The sequence below is a fragment of the Gemella haemolysans genome (assembly GCF_012273215.1).
In the GTDB taxonomy this organism is placed as follows: domain Bacteria; phylum Bacillota; class Bacilli; order Staphylococcales; family Gemellaceae; genus Gemella; species Gemella haemolysans_A.
The window spans coordinates 1,495,887-1,508,080 of record NZ_CP050965.1 but is presented as its reverse complement, the minus strand read 5'-3'; the positions used below and the strand labels follow the sequence as shown (position 1 = coordinate 1,508,080).

Annotated in this window: 11 protein-coding genes and 1 riboswitch; of the genes, 7 read left to right on the top strand and 4 right to left on the bottom strand. The window is 29.9% G+C overall.

From position 1 onward, the window contains the following. Positions 1-66 precede the first annotated feature (66 nt). Positions 67-154, bottom strand: a riboswitch (TPP riboswitch). A 63-nt stretch (positions 155-217) separates the two neighbouring features. Continuing rightward, a complete protein-coding gene (gene tehB, locus FOC48_RS07200) occupies positions 218-1,081 on the bottom strand; it encodes an SAM-dependent methyltransferase TehB (protein WP_003147378.1) in 864 nt (287 codons plus the stop codon). A 160-nt stretch (positions 1,082-1,241) separates the two neighbouring features. Here tehB (FOC48_RS07200) and FOC48_RS07195 point away from each other — a divergent pair, with 160 nt between their 5' ends. Continuing rightward, positions 1,242-1,700, top strand: coding sequence for a low molecular weight protein-tyrosine-phosphatase (locus FOC48_RS07195; protein WP_003147377.1), 459 nt, complete (start codon positions 1,242-1,244; stop codon positions 1,698-1,700). A gap of 71 nt (positions 1,701-1,771) precedes the next feature. Next, positions 1,772-2,275 (top strand): GNAT family N-acetyltransferase, encoded by a 504-nt coding sequence (locus FOC48_RS07190; protein WP_003147376.1) that lies wholly within the window; start codon positions 1,772-1,774, stop codon positions 2,273-2,275. Between the two features lie 47 nt (positions 2,276-2,322). Here FOC48_RS07190 and tehB (FOC48_RS07185) read toward each other — a convergent pair whose 3' ends face one another. Next, positions 2,323-3,156: a tellurite resistance methyltransferase TehB gene (gene tehB / locus FOC48_RS07185; protein ID WP_003147375.1), complete on the bottom strand. Its 834-nt coding sequence runs from the start codon at positions 3,154-3,156 to the stop codon at positions 2,323-2,325. Positions 3,157-3,348: 192 nt separating this feature from the next. Between tehB (FOC48_RS07185) and FOC48_RS07180 the strand changes: the two genes are divergently transcribed. From FOC48_RS07180 to FOC48_RS07160, 5 genes are all read left to right on the top strand, one after another. Then, the gene (locus FOC48_RS07180) at positions 3,349-4,080 is read left to right on the top strand and encodes a metallophosphoesterase family protein (RefSeq protein ID WP_003147374.1); all 732 of its coding nucleotides are present in this window, start codon (positions 3,349-3,351) and stop codon (positions 4,078-4,080) included. Between the two features lie 463 nt (positions 4,081-4,543). Continuing rightward, on the top strand, positions 4,544-5,935 hold the full coding sequence (locus FOC48_RS07175; RefSeq protein ID WP_003147373.1) for a CAP domain-containing protein: 1,392 nt from the start codon (positions 4,544-4,546) through the stop codon (positions 5,933-5,935). A gap of 301 nt (positions 5,936-6,236) precedes the next feature. Next, on the top strand, positions 6,237-7,637 hold the full coding sequence (locus FOC48_RS07170) for a CAP domain-containing protein (protein WP_172497913.1): 1,401 nt from the start codon (positions 6,237-6,239) through the stop codon (positions 7,635-7,637). A 303-nt stretch (positions 7,638-7,940) separates the two neighbouring features. Continuing rightward, entirely contained in the window at positions 7,941-8,978 is a 1,038-nt protein-coding gene (locus tag FOC48_RS07165) for a hypothetical protein (protein ID WP_216842912.1), read from the top strand. Between the two features lie 3 nt (positions 8,979-8,981). Beyond that, the gene (locus FOC48_RS07160; protein ID WP_003147368.1) at positions 8,982-9,212 is read left to right on the top strand and encodes a VldE C-terminal domain-containing protein; all 231 of its coding nucleotides are present in this window, start codon (positions 8,982-8,984) and stop codon (positions 9,210-9,212) included. A 2,167-nt stretch (positions 9,213-11,379) separates the two neighbouring features. On the opposite strand, the gene FOC48_RS07155 is transcribed toward FOC48_RS07160, so the two are convergent. Continuing rightward, entirely contained in the window at positions 11,380-11,676 is a 297-nt protein-coding gene (locus tag FOC48_RS07155; protein ID WP_003147367.1) for a hypothetical protein, read from the bottom strand. Between the two features lie 135 nt (positions 11,677-11,811). After that, positions 11,812-11,961: a hypothetical protein gene (locus FOC48_RS07150; protein ID WP_003147366.1), complete on the bottom strand. Its 150-nt coding sequence runs from the start codon at positions 11,959-11,961 to the stop codon at positions 11,812-11,814. Between the last annotated feature and the right edge of the window lie 233 nt (positions 11,962-12,194).

Sequence of the window (12,194 nt, the reverse complement as noted above, 5' to 3'; positions counted from 1 at the left end):
CTCCTGTTATTTTATTCATTAAAACAACAAGAGGTACTTTTAAATTTCATATACTTAAAAATAAACATAGTTATATAAACATTTTCCTACGGCTGTACTAACAACATCAGGTTCATGGGTATAATCTCAGCTAAAAGCACCCCAAATGTTTTAATGATTAATTAAAATTATAACATCCACTAATAACGGTGTCAAAAAACTAGCTTACAAAAGAAAATTATTTAATTTTCTTAGCTAACATAGTAGCAAAACGCAGTTTAAATCTATTTCCATTAGCATCTGTTTTGTGGAGTTGCCCAAAATCTTCATTATATTTAATAAATTCCCAGTCTTTGTAATATTCTTTAAGCTCATTTTCTTTAAAAGTGAAGGGGAAAGGAAGAGGACAAGGAGCATCTTCTGTAGACATAGCAGCAACAATTAAATTATAACCACCGATTTTAGTTTGTTCTTGCATATTTTTTATTACACTCGGAATAGATCGTTCTTCGATAAACATTAAAACAACAGTTGAAAGTATGAAATCATAGGTGTTTCTAAGAGCTGCTGTATTTATATCGTAACTACCGATTTTGATATCTAGATTTTCAATTCTAGAAGTCTCCATTAAAAATTCTAAAGCAGGAATATTACTATCAACCGCAGTGACTTCGAAACCAAGTTTAGAGAGGAATAAAGAGTTACGACCTTGACCAGATCCTAAATCTAATGTCTTACAAGGTTTGATAGTTTCCATGGCTTCTACCACTTCAGAATGAGCAGGATTAATATCATATTTGTTTGCGAAATAATTTTTTGGTTCGCAATAAAACTCTAAGAAACATTCTAAATCATCAGTTAAAGGTGCAACGCGGTGCCATGCTTGTGGTTCAACGAAAGGAATCTTACTTTTAGGTGTTAATATATGCTCCTTCACAACTTCGTTATCTTCAGTTAATTCTGTAAATTGTAGTTTTCCTTTAAGAATAGTTAATTTAGCCCATACATCTTTTCTAGTGTTGTGCTTATGTCTAAAAGGCTCAGGAAGTGTTTGAGCAGTCCAATTTGGTAATCTTTTATAGCATACTAAGTTTTCTGTCATTTTAATCTCCTTATTAACGACTAAGTTTAAGTTAATTATATCACGTAAAATATAAAAATTAAATAATAGGAGAGTTAAGAGCTTATGTCTTTATTATGTCGATTTTAGCTCTTTATGTTATAATAAAATAGAAACTAATTATTAATGAGGTAATGAAAAAATGGTAAAAGTATTATTTGTTTGTTTAGGAAATATCTGTCGTTCACCTATGGCAGAAGTAATATTTAGAGATATGGTAGAAAAAGAAGGACTAAGCGAAAAAATTCAAATAGATTCAGCAGCAACTAGTAGTTGGGAACACGGTAATCCTGTTCATAGTGGAACTAGAAAAGAGCTTGCTAAAATTGGAATTGGAGTAGAGGGAATGTATTCTCGTATTCTTAACGATGATGACTTAGAAGCAGACTATATCGTAGGAATGGATGATAGTAATATAGAAAATATTAAGAAATTTATCGCAGGAAGAAACGCTGGTGAGGTTAAAAAATTACTAGAATACGCTGGAGAAGATAGAATTATAGACGACCCGTGGTATACAGGAGACTTCAAAACAACATTTAAAGATGTAACTAAAGGATGCACAGCTTTGTTAGAAAAAATAAAGAAAGAAAATCTATAAAAGAATGAACACTTATGGAAATAATTTTAATTATACGAAGTTATAGGAAGTAAGTTTTAAGGAGATAAGTAATGGTAAATGTTAGAACGGTTGAATTACAAGATGCCGAAAATTTAGTAAATATTTATAGACCATATGTTGAACATACGGCTATTACTTTTGATTGTACTGTACCAAGTGTACACGAATTCGAAGAAAAAATCTCAAAATCAATTCAAAGTTATCCATTTTTGGTAGCTGAAGAAGGAGATGATTTATTAGGATACGCATATGCTAGTGAGTTTTATCCGAAAGAAGCATACAAATGGACAGCTGAAATTACGATTTATTTAGATGAAAAGGCTCGTGGAAAAGGTGTTGGAGAGAAGTTGTATAGTGAACTTGAAAAACAACTTTACGATAGAGGAATATGCAGATTAACATCGTGTATAGCATATCCTGATGAAGGTAGTGTATCATTTCATGAGAAGAGAGGATTTAGAAAAGTAGCTCACTTTGAAAAAGTAGGTTATAAATTTAATCGTTGGTATGACGTTGTATGGTACCAAAAAGATATTAGAGAGAATATTGAATAGAAAAAGAGCCCCACAAGAAAATTTGAATATTCTTGTGGGGATAGTTTTTATTCTGATATTTTTTGAGCAAGAATTATAGCGTATGGGTAAGGAGAAGCGGAAAGATTTTCATTATATTTAATTATCTTCCAGTCATTATAATAGTTTTTTAACTCACCTTCGATAAAAGTAAATGGGAATGGAGGGCATCTATGACCTGCTTTGTTTAATGCGCTCACAATCAAGTTATATCCACCATCATTAGTTTGTTTTTTTATATTAGCAATAATGCTGTGTATCCTTGTTGGATTCAAATACATAAATACATCAGTAGCGAATATAAAGTCATATGTATCCTTTATATTTGCTTCAACGATATCGTGTTTAAAAACATTAAGATTTAGCTTTTCTTTAATTGATATGTCGGCAAGATCTTGTAAGAATTTCGCATCAATATCGACCGCAGTAATTTTAAAATCTAATGAAGAAAGGTATAATGAATTTTTTCCTTGACCTGCACCTAAGTCTAACGTTTTGCAAGGTTTTATGTATTTCATTGCAGCAACAATTTCCGGATGAGCCGGACTTAGGTCGTACTTGTTAAAAAAGTAATTCTCAGCTGTACAGTAAAACTCTAGGTGAAACTGTAGGTCAGTAGAATTAGGATGAATTCTAAATATGCTTTCTGGTTCAATGAGACTAATTTCACTATTTTTATTTAAAGAACACTGTTTAATTACGCTGTTCTCTATATCTAGAAAGCTTAATTTCATTTTTCCTTTAACTATTATCATCTTAGTCCAAACACCTTGTTTAGTATAAAATCCCTCTCTATAGGTTTTTGGAAGAGATAGAGCAGTAAGGTTTGAAGTACGTTTAAAACAAAGTAAATTATTCTCCATAAGCTGCGCCTTTCATAGTAATTTACTAATATTATATCATGTGAAAAGTTTAATTAAAAATGATATCCTATAGAATAAGCATTAAATTGTAAACGATGTAATTCAATAGTGTTAATAAAACAATACTATTTACATTATAGTTATTTTCTATTATTATAGATATAAGAATTAAATGAAGAAGTAGGTGTTTTTATGAGAACAATAGTAATTTCAGATATACATGGATGTTTTTATACGATGAATAAACTACTAGACGAAGTAGAATTCAACAGTAATAAAGATAAACTAATTTGTTTAGGCGATATGTGTGATAGAGGTAGGAACACCAAATTAGTTTGGGAATATTTTTATAATTTACAAAAAGCTCACAAACAACATGTAGTTTTATTGGGAAATCATGAAGACATGTTTAATTTAGCGATAAAAGAAGCAATGTATGACAATACATCTTCAAAAAGACAAAACCACTATTTTAGAAATAATGGATTAACAACATTACAGTCTTTTTATCCAGAAGCAACAACGGAATCACGAAGAGAATACTTTCAAAAATTTGCTAGAGATAAAAAAAATCTAAGAAAATGGTTGCAAAATCTGCCTACGAGGTACGAGAGTGAAGATTATTACTTTGTGCATGCTGGTGTAGATTTTAATAAAAACTTTTGGAATCAAACACATCGTGACATGGTTTGGATAAGAGAACCATTTTTAACAAGTGAGATGAAATATAATAAAAAAGTATTTCATGGACACAGCCCTGTTAAAGAAGATCCTTATTATGAAATAAAAGATAATCGAATAAATATTGATGGTGGCTGTGTTTATGGAGGTAAATTAAATATAGTAGTAATAGAAGAATCTGAATTAATAATCAAACAAAGTAAGATTTTAGAAGAGGATATATATTATAATAAAGAAGGATAGGAGTTGATGAAATCAGCTTCTATCCTTCTTTGCAAACAAAAAAAACCGAGCACATTTGTCTCGGTCTCTTATAGAAAAGGAAAGTTTATGAAGTTTATAACTATTTACTAGTTATGAATACATTATAAGTCTTGAGCCTTAAATATACTTTAAATTTAGTTTTAAGTAAAAAGATTTAATAAATATCTGAAAAATTAATTTAATAGCGTTTTTGAACAATAATTCTTATTTTCAAAAGAAATGGAAGTTAAAAGTAACTAATAAAAATAAAGTAATTAAGTTGTTTGCATTGATTTGAATTATTATCTTCATTTTTAAATATTTCTAAATTGTTACAAAATGTATTTTGTATTACAAAATACAAAATCTATTGATAATAAAATTTAGAATGATTATAATTAAGTAGAAGTAATTATTAAATTAAGAATTAAAACGATTTCGATGAAATAAGGAGAATATATCAATGAAAAAACAAGGTATAAAGTTAACGAGTAAAGTTTTAACAGGATTAGTATTATTAACAGGTATAACATCATTACCAACAAATGCAGTTGAAGTTAAGACTGCAGCTGTTGATGTAAATAAAGCTAGCGTAAAAGCAAAAGTATATGAATTAAATGGTCATTATTATACAAAACTAGTAGCAGATAAAGAAGTAGCAAATGTTATTGCTCGTATTACAACTGAAACTAAATCTGAGTTTGTATTAAAAAAAGATCTTATTAAAGCTGGGGAAGAAGTTGTAGTAGAATTAGATATGACAGCGAAAGCTCCAACAAGAAAACTACCTAGTACAGAAGTTAAAAGAGAAGGATTTACTGCAGTTAACAAAGTAGGAACACATACTTTTAATATTAATGTTCGTTATGAAATCGCAACTGATGAAGTAAAAGCAAAACAAGAGGAAAATAAAAAAGTTGTTAACCCTCCTGCGGCTGAAACTCCAACAGCTTCATCTACTAATAATGAAGAAAAAGGAAATGAAGCTGCAACTAAATCAGAACAACCAGTAGCAACAGCTCCTGCAGAAAATACAACTAAACCTGCAGAAGATGTAAAACCAGTTGAAGCTCCAAAAGCAGCTGAAACAACTGTTGCTAGACCAAATACTTCAGACAATGAGAAACCATCTGATAAACCAGCTGATTTAGCTGAAAAACCAACAATACCAGTTGCTGGAACAGACAGAAGTGCAGTAGCGACTCCAGCTAAAGAAGATACTAAAGCTGCTGAAACAAAAAAACAAGCAGTTAAAGAGGAAAAAGCAGCTACAACTACAAAAACAGAAGCTGAAAAACCGAAACAACAAACACCAGCAGCACCAGCAACAGGAAGTAGAGAAGAACAAATAAGAAAAGCATTCTTAGCAAAAGTTGCGCAATTAAGAAATATTAATGGATTACCAGCTTTATCAGAAAATGCAGCATTAAATTCTTCTTCAAAATATAGAAGTGCTGATGTAACAACTCGTGGAATCGATGGAAATATTCACGGACCAAATGGATCAATCCAATATGAAAAAGATGCGGCAAAAGCAGCAGGATATCTTAACTCTATTTTAGCAAATATTGCAATAACAAGTGATTCTGGAACACCAGAGCAAGTGGCACAACAATTATTTGATATCTTATTCAAAGAAAAAGGTAATGTAGTAGCTAAATATCCATACGGACACAGAAATACTTTATTAGATGCAACTGCTAAAGATGTAGGTGCAGGAGTGACTATAAAAAATGGTCAAGTATATCTTGTACAACACCAAAGCTCTAATGGAGCATTTAATGGAACTACTCCAAAAGCAGGTAAATATTTAGATGGATTAAATACTATTTACAGAAATGGTCAACCAGTATAAGATAAAAAATTAAAAATATTAAGCTAACTAACATCAAGATTTTGAAAGTCTAATTAGATTTCTAAAGTTAGATGTTAGTTAGCTTTTTTATATTACAATTTGAAGACATTAGTGTTATTGATATCTACAATTGTAACTAATTATATTCTGTGAAACCGCGTTATAATAATAATATAATTAAATAAAAAGTTGTAACAAAATTGTAATGAAAATTGGGAATTATTACAAATCAGAAATTCTATTGATTAAAATACGTAAATTAGATATAATTGACTCAACAATAAATTTTAGGAGAAATTTAATGAGTAAGACGAAATTGACTAGAAGAATATTAACAGGGTTAGTATTATTAGTTGGAGCATCTGGAGCAGTTACAGTTGCCAATGAAGTTAATAATGCAGCAGTTAATGTTAATAAAAAAGATGTAAAAGCTAGTGTTTATGAAAAAGATGGACACTACTATGTGAAACTTACAACAGCTAAAAATGTTACTAATGTAGTTGCACGAGTAACTACAGAAGATAGAAAAGAATATGTAGTTAAAAAAGAGACTATTAAAGTAGGAGAAGTAGTAGAGTATGAAATCGACATAAATGCTGATGTACCTACTAGAAAATTACCACATACTGCAGTTAAAAGAGAAACTGTTAAATCTGTTGTAACTTTAGGGGATCACACTTTCAACGCTGTTGTGAGCTATGATGTAGAGGTTGCTGATTCTCAAGAACAAGCGACTAAGCCAGTAGATAAAAATACTGAAAAGAAAACAACTTTAGATCAACTTGCTGAGAAGAGAGAAGTAACAGCTGAACAAAAAGCTAAAGAAGAAGCAGAAGCTAAGAAAGCAGCTGAAGTAAAAGCGACGAAAGAAGCAGAAGCAAAAGCAGCGGCTGACGTTAAATTAAAACAAGAAGCAGAAGCAAAAGCAGCTAAAGAAGCAGAAGCTAAGAAAGAAGCAGAAGCAAAAGCAGCAGCTGACGCTAAAATAAAACAAGAAGCGGACGCGAAAGCAGCGACTGATGCTAAAGTAAAACAAGAAGTAGAAGCAAAAGCAGCTAAAGAAGCAGAAGCTAAGAAAGTTGCAGAACTAAAAGCAGCTAAAGAAGCAGAGGCAAAAGCAAAAGCAGCAAAAGAAGCCGAAGCTGAAAAAGCAAAACAACAAACACCTGCAACACCAACAGCAGGAACTAGAGAAGAGCAAATAAGAAAAGCATTCTTAGCGAAAGTTGCACAATTAAGAAGCATTAATGGATTACCAGCTTTATCTGAAAATGCAGCATTAAATTCTTCTTCTAAATTTAGAAGTTCAGATGTAACAACACGTGCAATTGACGGGAATATTCATGGACCAAATGGATCAATTCAATATGAAACAAATGCGGCAAGAGCGGCAGGATATGCTAACTACATTTTAGCAAATATTGCAATAACTAGTGATTCGGGAACACCTGAACAAGTTGCACAACAATTATTTGATATTTTATTCAAAGAAATAGGTAATGTAGTTGCGGCATATCCATATGGGCACAGAAATACTTTATTAGATGCAACTGCTAAAGATGTAGGTGCGGGAGTAACTATAAAAAATGGTCAAGTATATCTTGTACAACACCAAAGCTCTAGTGGAGCGTTTAATGGAACTACTCCAAAACCAGGTAAATATTTAGATGGATCAACAAAAGTTTTTCTAAATGGTAAATAAAAAATACTAAACTAAATATATTAAGCTAACTAACATCAAGATTATAGAAAATCTAATTAGATTTCTAAAATTAGATGTTAGTTAGTTTTTTATATTACAATTTGAAGATATTATTGTCATACTCATCTACAATTGTAACTAATTATACCCTATTAAAACTTATTCTAATGCTAATGTGATTTAATAAAAAGTTGTAACGAAAATGTAATGAAAGTTGGGGTTTATTACAAATCAGAAATTCTATTGATTAAAATACGTAAATTAGATATAATTGACTCAACAATAAATTTTAGGAGAAATTTAATGAGTAAGACGAAATTGACTAGAAGAATATTAACAGGGTTAGTATTATTAGTTGGAGCATCTGGAGCAGTTACAGTTGCCAATGAAGTTAATAATGCAGCAGTTAATGTTAATAAAAAAGATGTAAAAGCTAGTGTTTATGAAAAAGATGGACACTACTATGTGAAACTTACAACAGCTAAAAATGTTACTAATGTAGTTGCACGAGTAACTACAGAAGATAGAAAAGAATATGTAGTTAAAAAAGAGACTATTAAAGTAGGAGAAGTAGTAGAGTATGAAATCGACATAAATGCTGATGTACCTACTAGAAAATTACCACATACTGCAGTTAAAAGAGAAACTGTTAAATCTGTTGTAACTTTAGGGGATCACACTTTCAACGCTGTTGTGAGCTATGATGTAGAGGTTGCTGATTCTCAAGAACAAGCGACTAAGCCAGTAGATAAAAATACTGAAAAGAAAACAACTTTAGATCAACTTGCTGAGAAGAGAGAAGTAACAGCTGAACAAAAAGCTAAAGAAGAAGCAAAAGCTAAGAAAGCAGCTGAAGCAAAAGCAGTAGCGGATGCAAAAGCAAAACAAGAAGCAGATGCAAAAGTAAAAGCAGCAAAAGAAGCAGAAGCTAAGAAAGCAGCAGAAACAAAAGCAACTGAAGATGCTAGATTAAAACAAGAAACGGATGCGAAAGCAAAAGTAGCGAAAGAAGCAGAAGCTAAGAAAACAGCAGAAGCAAAAGCAGCGGCTGACGCTAAATTAAAACAAGAAACAGAAGCAAAAGCAGCAAAAGAAGCTGAAGCGAAGGCAAAAGTAGCGAAAGAAGCCGAAGCTAAAAAAGCAGCTGAAGCAAAACAAACAACTACAGTAGCTGGAGGATTACCAGAAGTAACTGCTGCAGAATTAGCAGATCCTGCGATGAATGGTTTAACTCCACATACTAAAAAAATGAAAGTAGCTTTAGCGAAAAAATTTGGAATTAAGAGCTTCTCACTATTTAGAGCGGGTGATGATGATGGAACTGGTCACGGACATAACTAAGGTATGGCTGTAGACTTCATGGTGCCTGTAAACTCAGCACAAGGTGATCAACTTGCGGAGTATTTAACTAAGCACATGGATGAACTTGGGGTTTATTACATTATCTGGAAACAAAAATACTATATGACACAAAATAATATCTATGGACCAGCCAATACATGGAATATTATGCCTGACCGTGGTGGAGTAACTGCGAACCACTATGACCACGTTCACGTAAGTTTTAAAAAATAATAAATAAAATTATAGACAATTAACAGATGAAAATTACTATCTGTTGGTTGTCTATTTTACATTAAAAAACTAAATAATACTTTTGATAATGATACTATTTCACTTTAATGTAAAATACTTCTAACCATTGATATAATAGTATCTTATTAAGTAAATAGATTTCTATACAATATCAAATTTTAAGAGTTTTCGGAGAGAGTTCGGAGAGTTTTCGGAAACAAAAACACATAAAATAAGTGCCAGTAGTTCTATAAATAAATGAGACAACAGGTAGTATTTCACTATCTGTTTTTTATTATGAAATTAAAGTAGTTTAACAAGAATTTTGAATATTTCTAGTATATCGTTTTACTTTCTTTGTAGAGCTATGTTATAATATTTTTTGCGGGAACATGCTCGCTTAAAGAATGAATTCTATTTTTGCTTAGTGTTTGTGGCACTAGGCTTTTTTATTTTTTGTAACTACATTATAACTTTTATTCTTTAGAAGTATATGTTATAATAATTTTAAGGAAGATGGACGGTACAGGTCGCCCATCTTTGCAGATATATGCTTATTTATTACGCTTTGGGTTGCCCCCCTTAGCGTTTTTCTTTTTTTATTAAATTTATAGTAAGTATTTTTAACTACATTTTTCTATATTTTTTATGATGAATTTTAAGAAAGAATAACTATTGATTTTTTATTTTTAATGGTTTATAATTACTGTAGTAATAAGTTTAGCAAACATTGGAAGACTTCTCAAAATTAAGTGAGAGGTTCTTTTTTTTGTCTTGATTTTTTCCAATAATCGTTAATGAGTTCGTGCTATTGTGAATGAATGAGGGCAGGTTGGTCTTTAAGATTTTTTATTTTTCAAGATTTTTAATAGGGGGGGCGGTCTTCTCAATTAAGGGAAGTACACCTCATACCTTTTGTAGTAATATATCTTTATGCTACCCTTAGCCCTTGGCTTGGCTCATGCCTTTGTATCTTTCAATCTTTTATCTTTAATGTTAAATACAATTAAACTAATTAATATTTATTCTTTTGTTTAAATCATTTAATCTTTTATTTATTCTTTTCATAATCATATTACATTCATTGATAACATATTAATCTAATCTACTATCACACTATCTTTACATCTTAGTTCATTATCACTACTTACTTGATGTATCTATCTATCTATCACTTATAACAAACCTATTCAATCATGATACTTGTATCAAGTATATAGCCATATGGTATAAGGTGATTAGGTAACTGGAATAAGCCCAATAGTATAGTACATATCAATCTACATTAGTTAGCTATCTATGAATATATAATGATATGATATAACCGAATGAATATATATTAGTGTTGCTTATCCTCTAGTATCTGATACGATTAATCAACCTATTTAGATTTCTATACATAATCTTAATTACTTGTATATGATATTAGTATATGTACTTAGCTATCTTGAGCATTAATGTAGTGTACACAATTACCACCATATAATATTACTTCCCTTGAATATCTGTACTCTTCTAATTCTTATTTAGATATTCTTTAAAGATAAATACCTTTTATTAAAATTAGGTAGAATAAGAAAGCTCCTGTATACTCCAGTATACTAAATGTACCTTGTATAATTGCTAGGTTTTGTATGTAGAGTAGAGGGTATACAAAAGGTATACAGAGGGTTTAATATTTTGTTTGTTAGTGCAAAATACACCAACTTAAATAATAGAGTTAGTGCAAAATGCACCAACCTATATTAACTTAGCTCTATGCGATTTATATTAATCTCTATTAATTCACTTTAAATAAATAATGTAGTATGGTATGTGTAAAAAATGCACATACCAGTATTTAAAATATCTAGCTTTTGAATGTGTATATTTTTACTAACAATTAAATTTGTTTATCTTAAAATATTTCTATTTTGCTTTTCAGTTTCTAAAATAATTTTCACCAAAAAATAGGTTTTTTTCTCTAACTTCGGAGAGTTTTCGGAGAGTATTTTTAAAAAGTCAAGTGTATCAAGGCTCTAGAGTGCTTATAAATTAAATTACGTATTTAAAGATGATAAAAAAAGGGCTATTTGACTTAATCTTAATTACTAGAATTTTTTTAATCTTCATCTGATTTCATTTCTAATAATTTAAAATTATTTCAAATAGCTATTACTAATTTCTGTTATTTACTTTCAGAACGTTTTAATTTATTAATCTCATAATCTAACCCTAATTTCTCAAGATATAGTAATATTATTTCTTTGTATTGCTGTTCTTTTAGTCTACGTAAATATTTATTATAAAGTTTCTCGTTCATAACTCCCTTATTCTCAAGTAAAACAATATCTTCAATGTATATTAGCAAGTCATTTATAATATCTTTACTAACTTCATCTGATATTGTATCTAACATAGCATTGTAATTTGTACAATAAAATGTTTCTACACCAGTTCTATAAAATATTTTTAATTCTAACATATAAATCTACTCCCTTTTAAAAATGTTATCTTATACCTTTATTGTAAATAATATTTTGTGTAATTACAAGGAATTTTTACTTAAATATAGTAAGAAATAAAAACTTAAATCAGTACTTGTTCTTTGCAATAATCTCTATATATCAAGTACTTCTTTCATCTCTTCAAAAGATATATATTCAACTTCATTATTTGCTTTTCTTTCTTCATACTCATTCATTATTATTAAATCATGTATATCTTCTAAACATTCAATATCATATTGCTTCGGTGAGTTATCATTCATAATGAGTTAACCTCTCTCTTTTAATAATCTAATGATATACTATATATTTTTCTGTTTCAAGTTCTTATCCTAAAATCAAGAGCCATTTTAACGGTGTATAAGCATTCTATTTTTATTTTGGTACAATTATACCTTTCTACCTCTTAAAAGCTGTTAGCATTTAAAATAATAGCAAAATAAAGAAAACTAATCTTGTTATCTTAACTTGATTAGCTTTCTTTCTAAAATATATC